Below are 15,217 nucleotides of genomic sequence, written 5' to 3' on the forward strand. Positions count from 1 at the left end.
GCACCTTTTACAGCTGAACGCTTAATCGACGTTCAGCTGTTTTAATATCGCTTTCAAAACCTCAATTCTTGCAGTGTATTTATCATCTGTCGCAATCACATGCCAAGGTGCATTTGCAGTATCCGTTCGTTCAAACATATCTGCGGCGGCTTCTAAATATTGATCCCATTTATCTCGGTTACGCCAATCTTCTTCCGTAATTTTAAAGCGCTTATGCAAGGTCTGTTCGCGTTCTTTAAAACGACGCGCTTGCTCATCCTTACTGATTGCTAACCAGATTTTGACAATCACCGTCTGACAATCCGTTAGATTCTGTTCAAACCGATTGATTTCATCATAGGCACGTTGCCACGCCACTGTGGATGCAAAACCTTCAATTCGCTCCACCAAGACACGTCCATACCAAGTTCGGTCAAAAATGGTGATTTTGCCACTATCATTCAATCTATTCCAAAAGCGCCATAAATATGGACGACGTAACTCATAACGCTCTGGTGCTGCAATGGTATGAATTTCATATTCGCGTGGATCAAGTTTTTTGACGATACGTTTAATAGCTCCGCCCTTACCTGCTGCATCCATGCCTTCAAAGGCAATAATGACATTCCGCTTATCACAACGCATCGCCTCAGCGACTTTACGGGTGAGTTCATTTAACTGATCTTTATATTGCTCTTTTTCCAATACGTTCTGATCTGGTACTAATAATTCTTGAGGAATACTGGCCTGTTGCCATGTCTGCTCGACTTGTGTTGGATGCTCTGGTAAAGCCTGTAAAGTTTGTAATATGTATTGAGCAAAGCATTGATCACGGCGCTTTTCATCCTCACCATCAATGATGAACCAATCATCCGTAAATCGCTGGCTATAGCTTTGCAAAGTATCGTATTGTTTTTTATTACGCCAATCTAATCCATGCAATTTATGCCAATGCTGTTCAGATGGATCAACCTGATCTAGACGCTTTTGTAAGGATTTCCATGAGAGATCAAACCAAACTTTGATCACATGGACATGATTTTGTCGCAAATCATTTTCAAAATCACGCATCTTCTGAACATATTGATCAAAGGTACTGTCTTTGAATGCTTTGGGATCCTGCATCGCGGTTGCAAGTAAATCGCTATACCAATTGCCAAACATCACCACAATTTGTCCTTCTGCGGGGATGAATCGAGTATAAGACTGCCAAAATGCCTGATCGCTTGATAAGCGCTGAGGAGCATCCGCTTTTACTCGCAAATAACGAGGGTCCAGCCATTCTCGCAATTGTTTAACGGCTTCACCTTTTCCGGCCAACTCAATCCCACTGACCAAGACCAAAACACTTTTTGCATTTTTCTGGTCCCGACTCTCTCTTAAAGCATATTGTGCTTCGATCAAATCTAAAGACAGCTCATCTTCATCTCGCAATTCAAATACAGGGGTTTGCGCATTCATTTTTCACCCTAAGTGCATGATTTAATAACATCGAGTATAGTCATAACTGCTTTGGTGTTTAAAAACACAAATGTACAATTTCTGTAGAGACCATCAGTGCATGGTTACAGTGACCAATTGTTAAACATTTAACGTTTATGCTGTCATAGTTCTTGGGTATGATGCAGCCTATGATTTCATGGTTTTATTTTCATAGAGTTCAAATATGTCTAAACTCGCTGCATTTGATGATCTTTTATTAAAATATCAAAATTTAAATTACCACCAAGATCCAGCGATTGCACAACGTCTGCATGAAGTTCAAGCATGGATGAAGACTCGTATCGCGGCTACACACCAAGCGTTTTTTGCCCTGCCTGAGAATCAACTGATGGCTCAGTATTTTTTAAATCGGTTATATGGCGGGCCTGATTTTGATGCCATGGCTCAGCAAATCGAACGTCTCTTGAAATATGCGCATAAAGCAGAAAGCCTGCTCCCTGAAAATGCAATCAAGACAGGAACCAAATCGGTCAGTCTTGCAGTCCTCGCAACACAATTGGATGAACAAGTCGCGATTCAGCTCTTACAAGATTATCCGTTGGACACACCGCTCACAGATGAAATCATGCGTCAGACCTTAATCAAATTGGACCAAGGTGAAGCTCGATATGAACAATTACAGTTGCTAGATGAGTTAGGCCTAACATTAGACAAATATATGCGCTCGACCATGATGTATGCTGCGTTTAAAATGTGTAAAGGGATCGCCAATAAATATCAATTTGAACGCATGTATGCCTTTATTCAAGAAGGTTTTGCAGCGATGAAACCGATGAAGTCAGCAGCCAGCTTTATCCAAACCTTTACAGAAAAAGAACGTGAAATTATTGATAAAGTCCATGCTGGACATCCAAACCCGTTCCAAGCTTAAAGTGATGCATTGCTCCCTCTCAATGTAGAGGGAGATTTATCACTCGCCAATTCAATTTAAAAAAACTTTTGGGAAAATGAGTTTCTGTATATTATTCATAACAATTACGCAGCAAAGCCTGTAAAAAAATACAAAATCTGTCATTATGCATGCTGATTCGTGCCGCTAGAACGAAAGTTTAGGAGAAAACAATGTCTAACGAAAACCAACAGCCTACCCCAGAAGTTGAGCAAAAACCAAGTTCAGACAAAGTCAGTCCATTCCTAAGCTCACCACTGCCTCAAGGCACACCACAAGGTCAGCAACAATCATTACAACAAGGTCTTGCTTCGACACCTACAGGTTCAGTACCGAAATACAACTTGCCGCGTGGTGCCAATACAGGCAATGTCGGTGAAACCACACACTTTGGTTACCAAACCGTAAGCAGTGATGAAAAAGCCCAAAAAGTTGCAGAAGTCTTTCATTCCGTGGCAAGCAAATACGACATCATGAATGACCTGATGTCATTTGGTATTCACCGTTTATGGAAACGCTTTGCGATCAATATGTCAGGCGTTCGTCGTGGTCAGCACGTGCTAGATATCGCTGGCGGTACAGGTGACTTAGCCAAAGTGTTTAGCCGTGAAGTGGGGCCTCAGGGACATGTTGTTCTTTCAGATATCAATGAATCAATGCTGAACGTTGGTCGTGATCGTCTAATTGATGCAGGTTGTACCAATGTTGATTTCGTACTGGCCAATGCAGAAACTTTAGAACCATTTGCGGATAATAGTTTTGATTTAGTGACAATCAGTTTTGGTTTACGTAACGTGACGGACAAAGATGCGGCTTTACAAGCGATGTACCGCGTACTTAAGCCAGGTGGTCGTTTATTGGTACTTGAGTTCTCAAAACCTGTTTTTGAACCATTTTCAAAACTCTACGATTTTTACTCATTCACCGCACTTCCGATCATGGGTAAATTAGTGGCAAATGATTCTGAGAGCTATAAATATCTTGCAGAATCAATTCGTATGCATCCAGACCAACGTACCCTCAAAGGCATGATGGAAAATGCAGGCTTCCAAAGCTGTGACTACCACAACTTAACAGGTGGTATTGTTGCAGTTCACCGCGGATTCAAATTGTAAGGCTTAAGATATGTGGTCGATTTTAGCACTTGGTGCAGTCGAACGTATCATTCATCAAATGATTGATTTGGATGCGATTACACGTATTCAACTCAATCAGCTACAAGGTCAACTATTGAGAGTTGTGATCGACAGTCCGCAACTTTCTGTTGATGTGTTTTTTGATGAAAATAAAGTTCGTCTCGAACCCACTGTCACAGGACAGAGTCAAACCGCTTCTATTTTTGAACAACGTCCTTTTGATCCTCAACATAAAATAGTCGATGCGACCGCAACTTTACATGTTGAAAACGTGGTGGCTTTAGTCAAATTGCTACTCAGCGACATGGATCAAATTGGCAATATTCCGCTGGAAGGTGATTATCACTTATTGCAAGATATTCAACGGATCATGCAACAAGCCGAACCAGATCTGGCAGCACATTTATCCCCTTGGATTGGACCACAACTCGCACATGAGTTAGGGAAAATTCAGCTTGCGCCTCAACACATAAAACGCTCGTTGCAAAGTCATTTATTCTTTGTCGAAGATGCGCTCAAAGAAGATAGCGGTTTATTTGCTCCGCGTTGGCAAATGGATGATCTGAATCGAGAGACTCGTCAGCTCAATCAAGAATTAGATCGTTTAGAAGCAAAATTTCAGCAGTTACAATCTCAGTTTAATCCCACACAAGACTAGGTAAAATTTCATATGATTCCGCATATTACACGGTTACTTGAACTCTGGCGTATTGCAGCACATTACCGCCTTGATACCTTGTTCCCTGCGGAAGAATTACCAGTAAAAGCACGCCATGCGTTAAATGTCATCAAAATGCACCCTGCTGCATGGTCTAGTCGAGAGAAAAAGAATCCACTTAAGCTCAAAGAAGCATTAGAAGATATGGGACCGTTAGCGATTAAGCTCGGTCAATTACTTTCAACTCGCCGCGATTTAATTCCACCTGAAGTATTATCACAACTGGTGTTATTACAAGACCGCGTAAAACCCTATGACACACAACTGGCTAAGCAGCGTATCCAAGAGTCTCTAAAGGCGGATGTTGACACCTTATTCTTGCGCTTTGATGAGCAACCGCTCGCTGCCGCATCCATCGCCCAAGTGCATACCGCGGCGTTGCATGATGGTCGTGAAGTCGTAGTTAAAGTCACTCGCCCTGATATTCGCAGTCAAATCCTACAAGATTTTGAAATTTTAACATGGCTTGGTGATTGGCTAGAAAATCGTTTAGAAGCCGCTCGTGCCTTACATTTATCTGAAATTATTCAAGATTATCGCCAAATTATCTTAAATGAACTGGATCTAAGCTTAGAAGCAGACAATACCCGTCGTATGCGACACTACTTTACTGGCTCAAGCATGATGTATGTGCCTGAAGTGTACATGGACAGTAAAGATGTAATGGTGGCTGAACGTATCACCGGTGTTCCTATTTCAGATATCGCGACCTTTGATCGTCTTGGCATGGATCGCGCTGATTTGGCAGAAAAAGGCTTGACCATTTTCTTTACTCAAGTATTCCGTGACAACTTTTTCCACGCTGACATGCATCCGGGTAATGTCTTTGTTGAAACCATTAACCCAAGTAATCCGCGTTTTATTGCACTAGATTGTGCCATCATGGGCGAATTATCCAAGTCCGATCAAATGACGGTTGCGCGGATGCTACTTGCTGTCATGAACAGTAACTTCATGCAGTTGATTCAGATCGTGCATCAAGCAGGCTGGATTCCACCGGGCACTGATCAAGATGCATTATCAAGAGAAATGCGTCGTACTGTCGGTCCAATGGTGTCAAAACCAATGGATCAATTGGATTTCGCAGGCATTTTGATTCAGGTGATGGATATTGCACGTCGATTCCATTTGGAAATTCCACCACAACTGATGTTGTTGTTAAAGACGTTGGTTCATGTTGAAGGCTTAGGCACAGACCTTTACCCTCAGCTTGATATCTGGAAATTGGCAAAACCTATTTTGACTGAGTGGGTCAAAGCCAATATGAACCCAGTAAAAAATGTCAAAGAGATTGGACAACAAATTCCTGATCTATTATTGGGCGCTCAGGATCTACCGAGTCTGCTGATTGATAGTCTCAATGGTTTAAAAAATCAATCTGCATGGCATGACAAACAGCTCAAAGAAATTCAACAAATGCGTTTACAAATGCAACAGCAACAACGTCGCAGCTGGATGTTTGGTAGCACCATGTTGATTATGCTGACGATTGCAATTATAAGCCCTTGGTTTATCTCAATTGTATTGATCGTTTTAAGCAGTCTACTAGCGCTTTGGCGTATGACTAAATAGTAGTTTTGATATTTCATACTTAAATTAGAAAACAATAATGGATAGACCTTTGATGATTTGGCATACAAGTTGCTACTTCATAATTATAAAAAATCAAAGGTGATTTTTTAATTCACGGCCAATGATGCCCGTAGAACTGCTTGTCCATACATATGGATTGAGTTGTGAGGGCGTCATCATGATTTTGTATTGTCTTTTTTTGCACGCCCCTATCACACCGCTCACAAGCAAAAATAAAATATCAATCAGCATAGATCACCAAGCTGATGACCAAGAGATATCAAAATAGGGGTCTAACGATTATGTCACATTTCGTCAAATCAACATGTCTAACGATGTGTATGACTGCTGTCGTCTTATCGCTCAGCGGATGTGGGAAAAAACCAGAAACAGCAAAGGATGCCGTTTCAAACACAGCAACTGGCGCTGAAAAAACCAATCTTAAACTTGGATTTATTAAGCTGACAGATATGGTGCCTTTAGCAATTGCCCATGAAAAAGGCTATTTCCAAGATGAAGGATTAAATGTACAGCTTGAAGCACAATCTAACTGGAAAGTCTTGTATGACCGTGTTGCAGGCGGTGAGTTAGATGGCGCGCATATGCTCGCGGCGATGCCTCTTGGTGCAATGACAGGTATCACAGGTAATAAAGAAATCATTGCCCCATTTACCCTTTCTTATAATGGCGCAGCAATCACTGTTTCCAACACTGTTTGGCAACAAATGAAACCACAATTGAGTATGGAGAATGGCAAACCGAAGCACCCGATTAGTGCTGCATCCCTAAAAGGTGCAGCCGACCAATCCAAAGCATCTGGGAAGCCATTTAATTTAGGGATGACCTTTCCTGTAGGCACACATAACTACATGATGCGCTATTGGTTAGCTGCTGGAGGTGTCAATCCTGGTGTTTATGATGCTAACGACACCTCGGGCAATAAAGGTGCAGATGTCATGCTTTCAGTGGTTCCCCCACCACAAATGGTTGCTACGATGGAGGCGGGTACAACTATGGGCTATTGCGTGGGTGAACCGTGGAACCAGCAAGCCGTGTTTAGAAAAATTGGAGTCCCTGTCGCCACCTCAGATCAAATGTGGAAAGATGGTGCAGACAAAGTATTTGGTATGACCAAAGACTTTGCAGAGAAAAATCCAACCACCACAGTTAAAGTTGTCAAAGCATTAATCCGTGCATCGTATTGGTTAGATCAAGACAACAATGCCAATCGTTCCGAAGCCGTCAAAATTATTTCAAGACCCAACTATGTGGGTGCAGATGAGGCAGTGATTGCCAACAGTATGACAGGAACATTTGAATTTGAAGCAGGTGATAAACGCCCTGTACCGAATTTTAATACCTTTTATAAAGGTCAATATGGCATTCCCTATTATTCAGATGCAGTTTGGTGGTTGACCCAAATGCGTCGTTGGGGACATATCCCAGAAACCAAGCCAGACCAATGGTATTTAGATATGGCCAAGAAAGCCTATCAACCAGAAATCTATGCACAAGCAGCAAAAGAACTCATTGCTGAAGGAAAAATGAAGGCTGAAGATTTCCCAGACTTTAGCACTGCGAACTATATCAAAGCACCTGAAACCAGTGCACTGGATGGTGTGCTCTTTGATGCCAACCAGCCAAATGCATTCTTGGCGTCTTTTAAAATTGGCCTGAAATAATTCTCTACCAACATGAGATAAGTGTCGCCATGACAAAGGCACACTTATCTAGCCAAATCTAAATTGATGTTATAGGGGGAATTTTCATGAAAAAATTATCAGTAAAGGCACGTCACTCTATTCTCAGTATCATCCTTCCGATTATTGCAATTCTTGCATTTCTCGGGGTGTGGCAAGGTGCATCTCAACAAATCCAAACCAATATCGGCAATCTACCCGGTCCCGTTGAAGTGTTAAATGCTTTTAAAGGGCTAATGTCCGAGTTTTCTAATCAGCGCGAAGCTGCTAAAACTTTTTATGCCAATTTACCAGAAGGATCAACCGCAATCTTTAGCGCGCCACCGACCTTTATTGATCAAATTCTGACGAGCTTAAAGACAGTTCTCACTGCATGTATCATTTCTTCGATGATTGCAATCCCAGTCGGTTTACTTTGTGGGCTCAGTCCTAATTTTTATCGCGCTTTAAATCCACTGATTCAAATTTTTAAACCCATTAGCCCACTTGCTTGGCTACCCATCGTGAGCCTATTGGTGGCCTCTTTATATGTCCACCCAATCGAAGGGTTATCAAAATCATTTGTCATTTCTGCCATCACTGTTGCCATGTGCACCATTTGGCCTACCCTCATTAACACTATGGTCGGTGTGGGGCAAATTAGCCAAGATTTTATGAATGTCAGTAAAGTGCTGAATTTATCGTGGTATACCCATCTCACCAAAATTGTATTGCCAGCCATTATTCCGATGGTGTTTACAGGCTTACGCTTATCCGTCGGTGTCGGTTGGATGGTACTGATTGCAGCGGAAATGCTCGCTCAAAATCCGGGCTTGGGTAAATTTGTTTGGGATGAGTTCCAAAATGGCAGCAGTCTCTCTACCTCACGAATTTTTGTCGCGGTCATTACCATTGGTCTTATTGGCTTCGCCCTCGATCGCATTATGCTCATGCTACAACGCCGTTTTAGCTGGGACAAATCACTTGCCACGCGCTAAGGAGTTCATTCATGAGTACAGCATATCTTTCTTTACAACATCTCGATATGGTGTTCGAAAAAGACAGTGGTGGAACCTTCACCGCTTTACAGGATATTCACCTAGACATTCATCAAGGCGAGTTTGTTTCATTAATTGGACATTCAGGTTGCGGTAAATCAACCGTTTTAAATATCGTTGCGGGATTATACCAAGCCACTCAAGGAGTGGTTCTACTCGATGGTAAAGAAGTCAACTCTCCAAGCAGTGATCGCGCTGTGGTCTTTCAAAATCACTCGTTACTGCCTTGGTTAAGCTGCTATGAAAATATTGAGCTTGCAGTGAATTCGGTATTCAAAACCACGATGACCAAAGCCGAACGCCATGACTGGATTATTCACAATCTTAATCAAGTCAATATGTTGCATGCTAAAGACAAATTACCCAATGAAATTTCAGGCGGCATGAAGCAACGCATCGGGATTGGGCGTGCCCTCGCCATGAAACCCAAGGTTTTATTGCTCGATGAGCCGTTCGGTGCATTGGATTCCCTCACGCGCAGCAACCTACAAGATGCACTCATGCAAATTCAGGCAGAGCTGAATAACACCATGATCATGATTACACATGATGTGGATGAAGCAGTACTTCTATCTGATCGAATTGTGATGATGACCAATGGTCCTGCGGCAACCATCGGTGATATTTTAACAGTTGATCTGCCCCGACCACGTGATCGTCTCGCATTAGCTGAAGATGCGCAATTCAATCATTATCGAGGTGAAGTACTTGCTTTCTTGCATCATAAGCATAAACATGCTGAAGCTTAGTATCTACTAATTTAGATATGCCTGTATGATGCGTCTTTATGAGACGTGCCATGCAGGCTTTTTTGTAATGCGCGCTGTATCTATCTATTGCGAGACTTTGACTTCTCTATTAAAACCAGTACTATTCAAATACGGCATCCTAACCAACCATAAGACAAAATTATTATTGAAATACAGAGATAACGACGCAAAAAGTTGATTTAAACACACATGCACACAGCTCATTTTGCCATTATTGGTGCTGGTACTGCGGGACTAGCGACAGCCATTTTACTGGCTCGTGAAGGTCATCGAGTCACCATTTTTGAACAGGTGGATCAACTCTCTCCTGTCGGCGCAGGTTTACTGTTACAACCCGCGGGTTTAGCTGTGTTTGAACATCTTGGCATCCTTGATCAAGCTTTAAAGCTCGGTGCAAAAGTCACAGGTTTAGAAGGACAACTTGCCGATAAGCGTCTATTGGTAAATAGTCATTATCATCAAGCCGAAGCTCACCGTTTTGGTCTCGGGATTCATCGTGCCACTTTATGTCATGTCTTAACTGAAAAGTTAGCTGAATATTCCAGTCAAGTGACTTGGCGAATGAGCCATTGTATTGAAAAAATCCAAGAGCAACAAAACGAGGTTCGAGTATTGGGTTTATTCAAACAGCACCGTTTTGATGATTGTTTTGACGCTGTATTGATTGCCAACGGTGCACGCAGCCAACTTCGCCCCAAAGCATGGGTTAAAATCGATCAGCCTTATCCTTGGGGTGCCGCATGGACAATCGTACCTGAATGTTTAAGCTTAAATCCTGAAATCCTACATCAGTTTTATGATCGCGCTAAAATTATGATGGGGATTCTTCCTACCGGTGCGATCCCATCAGCACCACAACAACGGCTTTCCAGTGTGTTTTGGAGCTTACCAACATCGCAACTACAATCGTTCCTAAAAGATGAATCTGCAAAACAACAATGGTTAAAACAAGTCTCAGATCGTTGGCCTGAAGTCGCAGAATGGCTCAAGCAGCTTTTATTAGGCCAGCAAAATCAGCCGCAATGGCTATCAGCTCAATATCGTGATGTAGTGATGTCACAATTTGGACAAGGTCGAATTGGTGTGATTGGGGATGCAGCCCATGCCATGAGTCCACAACTCGGACAGGGTGCCAATATGGCGCTGTTAGATGCGTGGGCTTTTTCGCAATCGCTACAAACTGCCAAGAAAAATCAGCAAATTGACTGGTCGATATTGTGGCAACACTATCATCTACAACGCAGCTCATCGATCCAGTTCTATCAATCTCTCAGCCGTTTACTGACACCACTATATCAGTCAGATCACTGGTGGGCGGGTGGTTTACGTGACTTGATTTTTCCGTGGATGTATCAAATCCCCTATTTCCGTAAAGAAATGGCAATCACCATTTCAGGCTTAAAAAAAGGACCTCTTCAACAAATGAGTTATCAGCAAATCGCTGAGTATCAACGCCATGAAAACCGTTTGATTACAAACAATCAATCCTTACCTGAATGTGAATAAAGAAATAAAGAGAGTTGAATTAAATATGAAAATTAGCCATTTAGACCACTTGGTTTTGACCGTCGCTAATATTGAAATCACCTGTCAGTTTTATCGATCAATCCTGAATTTTGAAGTCATTACTTTCGGCGAAAACCGTAAAGCACTAAAATTTGGCAATCAAAAAATCAATCTGCATCAAGTGGGCAAAGCGTTTGAACCTAAGGCATTTCAACCAACTGCGGGTTCTGCCGATTTATGTTTTATTGCTGAAACACCACTAGAAAAAGTGATTGAACATCTGCAACAGCTAAATATTGAAATCATTGAAGGTCCAATCGAAAGAACAGGTGCGATGGGGAAAATCCTTTCGATTTATATTTGTGATCCAGATCAAAATTTGATTGAAATCTCGAACTATCTTTAACGTTCTATCTTCGACTTTTTACCCTATAAGCATAGCCAACCCTAGCCACAAACGCTACACTAACGGCTTTCCACCAAATGGATTTTTCACTCATGTCAAACTGGTTAGATGAAGTTAAATTTGATTCCAATGGTCTTGTTCCTGCCATTGCGCAACATCATCAAACTGGTCGAGTGTTAATGGTTGCGTGGATGAATCGTGAGGCTTTACAACTAACTGCTGAAAAAAATCAGGCAGTGTATTACTCACGCTCACGTCAAAAGCTCTGGCACAAAGGCGAAGAATCAGGGCACTTCCAAACTGTGCATGAAATTCGTTTGGATTGCGATGCGGATGTAATTATTCTACAAATTGAACAACATGGTGGAATCGCCTGCCACACAGGTCGTGAGTCTTGTTTCTATCGTAAGCTCACGTCACAAGGCTGGGAAGTTGTTGATGTTCAACTGAAAGATCCAACTGCTATTTACGGTGCATCTGCTAAAACAGAAACCCATACGCACAATCAAAATGAACAAGTCGATGTACTTGCTTATTTGGGTCGTTTGATGCAACAGCGTAAAACAGCCGAAGCAGATAATTCCTATATCGCCAGCCTGTATAAAAAAGGCATCAATAAAATATTAGAAAAAGTCGGTGAAGAAAGCGTCGAAAGCATTATTGCAGCCAAAGACTATGCCATCCAAGCCTCATTGGAAAATAAACATGACCTGATTTATGAGGTTGCAGACTTATGGTTCCATAGTATTGTCATGCTTGGTTATTTCGACCTTGAACCACAAGAAGTATTGGATGAACTGGCTCGCCGTCAGGGACTATCAGGCCTTGTTGAAAAAGCCAACCGTAGCAAAGAAGCGTAACGAGAACCTGTGTCGACTATCGAGAAACCCAAAGCCACCTATGAGCAAGCGATTGCCATAGACAATGCTCGCCTAGGACAATCCTTTAAAGTGATTGCGTATGCAGGCACAGGTAAAACCACCACCTTACAAATGATCAGTGATGCCATGCCTGAACGGCGTGGTATGTACTTGGCGTTTAATAAAGCCATCGCATCTGAAGCGCAAAGCAAATTTCATGGCAATGTGAATTGCAGAACTTTTCACTCTCTTGCTTTTCGTAGCGTACCGCGTGGTGTAACCGACAAATTACGCTTACCACGCCTAAGTCCAAGTTTCATTGCCAAAGAATATCGCCTACAGCCGATTACTCTTCGTCGTCTCATGGGCGGGCGTTATGAAAAATATGTACTGATGCCAAGTCGACTTGCGAGCCTCGTTGCCAATGCTGTCAGTTATTTCTGCTCGACCAGTTCGCAATACCCTGCTCCCCGCCATATCCAAGCACCGAGCTGGCTACACCAAGATGATATCGAAGCATTACAACAGCACCTTTACCCTGCGGTAGAACGTCGTTGGTTAGAATCAATTGATCAGAATCATCAAGCTGGTATTGGACATGATATTTATCTAAAGCTTTGGGCTCTTTCAGAACCCAATATCCCTGCGGACTATGTCTTGTTTGATGAAGCTCAAGATGCTGACCCACTGATGCTTGGAATCTTGTTACGCCAGAAAAGTACACAAGTCATTTATGTTGGTGATGCACATCAACAAATCTATGCATGGCGTGGCGCCGTCAATGCAATGCAACAGATGCCATTACATGAAAGTCGTTTGACCACATCATTTCGTTTTGGTGAGGCAATTGCTGATGTAGCAAATTGCCTACTGGGTGCGCTAAACGAAACGGTTCCGCTGCTCGGCAATCCAAACATGAAATCAAGCGTGGTCAATAAACCACATACCAAAATGCGTGATGCGATTTTATGCCGTACCAATGCTAGAGCCATGGAATTATTACTGTCCGGTTTGGTACATGGAGATAAAGTCAGTCTACAAGCCGATCATCAGAAGCTGAGTCGTTTTGTTGATGCTGCCAGTTTGCTTAAACAAGGTAAACGCATCACCGATGTCCCTGAGCTGGCTTGGTTTAACTCTTGGCATGATGTACATGAATACTGCGAAACCAATGATGGCAGTGATATCAAACCGTTGGTTAAACTTGTCGATGATCATGGAACTGAACCGCTCAAAAGAGCTTTGGCAAAAATCACTCCCATTGAACAAGCGGATTATGTGATTTCAACTGCGCATAAAGCCAAAGGTTTGGAATGGAATCGAGTACATATCGAAGATGATTATCAATTTAAAATAAATGGACTAGAACATAAAATTACAGATGAAGAATTAAGATTACTTTACGTGGCCTGTACTCGTGCTAAAGTAAGTTTAAATATCCATCATCTTTATGACTTAATACAACAATTAAAGCTAAAACAACGCGCTCCCTCAACTCTTCGTCAGTCCGCAGGTTAAAAGCGCACTTGACTCGGGTCTGTTTCGATTACCTACGCTTCATGCCTTGTTTATGTCGTTTTAGCTGATCAGGCAACGCTGGTTGAAGAAAACCATAGACCCCAAGGTGAGCATATGCAAATCGAATCGGTTCAATTTAAACATGTCGGTATGTTTCGTGATTTAAAACTTGAATTTTTTCCTGCACAACATCCGATCACTTTAATCTTGGGTGATCAAGCCACAGGTAAAACAACAGTTTTAAAAAATATCTATCACGCCCTATCTTGGTTCTCAGCACGCTATAAAGATATTCGGACGGCAGGTGTGGTGATTGCAGACCAAGACATCATGCTGACTCGATTACAAGCTAAAGTCCAAATCCAAGTCCAACTCAGCAGTGAGCTAAACAGCAACTTAACCGAGAGTAGCTCAGCACAAGCCATTAACACTCAGAGCTGTATCTGGAAGCTTTTTAAAACTTATAACAATCAAGGTGTTGGCATTAGCCAAGTAGAAACTCAACAACTCGATCAAATGGTAAGCTTATATCAAAAAACCAATCAACAAGACCCACTTTTTGGTTTACCTTTGATTGCCTATTATCCTGCTGAACGTTTTGTACAAGAGATAAATTTACAAAGTAAAAATGTACCGGGCATCTTACAAAAAATGTCAGCCTATGACTTGACCGCCATCCCCTACACCACCTTTTCACGTTTCTTCGAATGGTTTAGGGAAATTAGTGATGTTGAAAATGCTCACTCGGCTCATATCGTCAGACGTTTAATGGGCAATGATTTTAACCAACAAAATCAATCTGAGATGTTGGAACAATTACAGCAGGAACTGGTGAATCACCCCAAACAACTGTCTGCACCCAACTTATACGCCCTTAAAAAAAGCTTAACCACTGTATTTCCAGAACTGAAAGATATCTACGTTCAATATGTGCCAAAGTTACAACTGATGGTTCGTTATCACGATCAGGTACTACCATTCCAGCAGCTATCAGCATCACAAAAGACATGGATCGCACTCGTCGGGGATATTAGTCGCCGTCTCTGTTTACTGAACCAAAATTGTTTTGAACCATGCTTAGAGGGTGAAGGCATTTTGTTGATTGATCAAATTGATACACAACTCGATCAAAATCTATGTGCTGAAATATTGGAGCGCTTACATCAAGCATTCCCGCATCTGCAAATCATTGCCACAGGCAATCGTGATGAGTTACTTGAACACGCCTTGCATTATCAATGCTTACAACTCGATATGAAGGAAATTTTCCCGATCGACTTAGAACAGTCCCAACAGCAATTTTCTGAACTTTATAATGAATTATACCAACCCATAGAGCCAACTGAACCGCCCAATCCGAACTTACTAGAGGCAGCGACACCGTCCAATAAAGTGGATACATTATTTAATCAAATTCAAGAGCTTGACCCACAAGAAAAAAGTGAGTTACTCAATTTATTAAGAATCGACGACACACCGCAACGAAGCTCTTCTTAATTACCAAAAAATCCAACCGCTCGGCATATTTTTTTACCTATTGATCTGTGTTTTTCGTGTAATAAGCCAATCTTTTTTGTTCATTTTATAGTAAGATAAATCGCTTTTTATTATTAAGTTGCGCAA

13 protein-coding genes are annotated in these 15,217 nt (G+C 41.9%); 12 read left to right on the forward strand and 1 reads right to left on the reverse strand.

The window, feature by feature from the left end; genetic code table 11:
- Positions 1 to 21: 21 nt before the first annotated feature.
- Positions 22 to 1,440, reverse strand: coding sequence for a polyphosphate:AMP phosphotransferase (gene pap, locus DS737_RS14245; RefSeq protein WP_113997805.1), 1,419 nt, complete (start codon positions 1,438 to 1,440; stop codon positions 22 to 24).
- A 205-nt stretch (positions 1,441 to 1,645) separates the two neighbouring features.
- Between pap and DS737_RS14250 the strand changes: the two genes are divergently transcribed.
- From DS737_RS14250 to DS737_RS14305, 12 genes are all read left to right on the forward strand, one after another.
- Positions 1,646 to 2,353 (forward strand): FFLEELY motif protein, encoded by a 708-nt coding sequence (locus tag DS737_RS14250; RefSeq protein ID WP_005083809.1) that lies wholly within the window; start codon positions 1,646 to 1,648, stop codon positions 2,351 to 2,353.
- A 191-nt stretch (positions 2,354 to 2,544) separates the two neighbouring features.
- Positions 2,545 to 3,486 (forward strand): bifunctional demethylmenaquinone methyltransferase/2-methoxy-6-polyprenyl-1,4-benzoquinol methylase UbiE, encoded by a 942-nt coding sequence (gene ubiE, locus DS737_RS14255; RefSeq protein WP_005083811.1) that lies wholly within the window; start codon positions 2,545 to 2,547, stop codon positions 3,484 to 3,486.
- A 10-nt stretch (positions 3,487 to 3,496) separates the two neighbouring features.
- Positions 3,497 to 4,165: a ubiquinone biosynthesis accessory factor UbiJ gene (locus DS737_RS14260; protein WP_004637713.1), complete on the forward strand. Its 669-nt coding sequence runs from the start codon at positions 3,497 to 3,499 to the stop codon at positions 4,163 to 4,165.
- Positions 4,166 to 4,177: 12 nt separating this feature from the next.
- The gene (locus DS737_RS14265; protein WP_004637712.1) at positions 4,178 to 5,797 is read left to right on the forward strand and encodes an ABC1 kinase family protein; all 1,620 of its coding nucleotides are present in this window, start codon (positions 4,178 to 4,180) and stop codon (positions 5,795 to 5,797) included.
- A gap of 302 nt (positions 5,798 to 6,099) precedes the next feature.
- Complete coding sequence (locus DS737_RS14270) at positions 6,100 to 7,479, forward strand: CmpA/NrtA family ABC transporter substrate-binding protein (protein ID WP_113997806.1); 1,380 nt, start codon at positions 6,100 to 6,102, stop codon at positions 7,477 to 7,479.
- An 86-nt stretch (positions 7,480 to 7,565) separates the two neighbouring features.
- Positions 7,566 to 8,474 carry an ABC transporter permease gene (locus DS737_RS14275; protein WP_113997807.1) on the forward strand — a complete coding sequence of 303 codons (909 nt, stop codon included), beginning with the start codon at positions 7,566 to 7,568 and terminating at the stop codon, positions 8,472 to 8,474.
- An 11-nt stretch (positions 8,475 to 8,485) separates the two neighbouring features.
- Positions 8,486 to 9,283, forward strand: a complete 798-nt coding sequence (locus tag DS737_RS14280; RefSeq protein WP_004637708.1) for an ABC transporter ATP-binding protein — start codon at positions 8,486 to 8,488, stop codon at positions 9,281 to 9,283.
- A 210-nt stretch (positions 9,284 to 9,493) separates the two neighbouring features.
- Complete coding sequence (locus DS737_RS14285) at positions 9,494 to 10,810, forward strand: FAD-dependent oxidoreductase (protein WP_113997808.1); 1,317 nt, start codon at positions 9,494 to 9,496, stop codon at positions 10,808 to 10,810.
- 25 nt (positions 10,811 to 10,835) lie between these two features.
- Complete coding sequence (locus DS737_RS14290; RefSeq protein WP_113997809.1) at positions 10,836 to 11,216, forward strand: VOC family protein; 381 nt, start codon at positions 10,836 to 10,838, stop codon at positions 11,214 to 11,216.
- A gap of 92 nt (positions 11,217 to 11,308) precedes the next feature.
- The gene (hisIE, locus tag DS737_RS14295) at positions 11,309 to 12,076 is read left to right on the forward strand and encodes a bifunctional phosphoribosyl-AMP cyclohydrolase/phosphoribosyl-ATP diphosphatase HisIE (protein WP_113997810.1); all 768 of its coding nucleotides are present in this window, start codon (positions 11,309 to 11,311) and stop codon (positions 12,074 to 12,076) included.
- A 9-nt stretch (positions 12,077 to 12,085) separates the two neighbouring features.
- Positions 12,086 to 13,594 (forward strand): UvrD-helicase domain-containing protein, encoded by a 1,509-nt coding sequence (locus DS737_RS14300; protein WP_005083827.1) that lies wholly within the window; start codon positions 12,086 to 12,088, stop codon positions 13,592 to 13,594.
- Between the two features lie 114 nt (positions 13,595 to 13,708).
- Entirely contained in the window at positions 13,709 to 15,091 is a 1,383-nt protein-coding gene (locus DS737_RS14305) for an AAA family ATPase (RefSeq protein WP_113997811.1), read from the forward strand.
- Positions 15,092 to 15,217: the final 126 nt, after the last annotated feature.

Source organism: Acinetobacter haemolyticus (assembly GCF_003323815.1).
Classification (GTDB): Bacteria; Pseudomonadota; Gammaproteobacteria; order Pseudomonadales; family Moraxellaceae; genus Acinetobacter; species Acinetobacter haemolyticus.

Bases quoted from the DNA above. Each gene is read 5' to 3' on its own strand.
- DS737_RS14280 (WP_004637708.1), top strand. From the start codon at position 8,486: ATGAGTACAGCATATCTTTCTTTACAACATCTCGATATGGTGTTCGAA.
- hisIE (WP_113997810.1), top strand. From the start codon at position 11,309: ATGTCAAACTGGTTAGATGAAGTTAAATTTGATTCCAATGGTCTTGTT.
- DS737_RS14275 (WP_113997807.1), top strand. From the start codon at position 7,566: ATGAAAAAATTATCAGTAAAGGCACGTCACTCTATTCTCAGTATCATC.
- ubiE (WP_005083811.1), top strand. From the start codon at position 2,545: ATGTCTAACGAAAACCAACAGCCTACCCCAGAAGTTGAGCAAAAACCA.
- DS737_RS14290 (WP_113997809.1), top strand. From the start codon at position 10,836: ATGAAAATTAGCCATTTAGACCACTTGGTTTTGACCGTCGCTAATATT.
- DS737_RS14285 (WP_113997808.1), top strand. From the start codon at position 9,494: ATGCACACAGCTCATTTTGCCATTATTGGTGCTGGTACTGCGGGACTA.
- DS737_RS14260 (WP_004637713.1), top strand. From the start codon at position 3,497: ATGTGGTCGATTTTAGCACTTGGTGCAGTCGAACGTATCATTCATCAA.
- DS737_RS14265 (WP_004637712.1), top strand. From the start codon at position 4,178: ATGATTCCGCATATTACACGGTTACTTGAACTCTGGCGTATTGCAGCA.
- DS737_RS14305 (WP_113997811.1), top strand. From the start codon at position 13,709: ATGCAAATCGAATCGGTTCAATTTAAACATGTCGGTATGTTTCGTGAT.
- DS737_RS14250 (WP_005083809.1), top strand. From the start codon at position 1,646: ATGTCTAAACTCGCTGCATTTGATGATCTTTTATTAAAATATCAAAAT.
- pap (WP_113997805.1), bottom strand. From the start codon at position 1,440: ATGAATGCGCAAACCCCTGTATTTGAATTGCGAGATGAAGATGAGCTG.
- DS737_RS14270 (WP_113997806.1), top strand. From the start codon at position 6,100: ATGTCACATTTCGTCAAATCAACATGTCTAACGATGTGTATGACTGCT.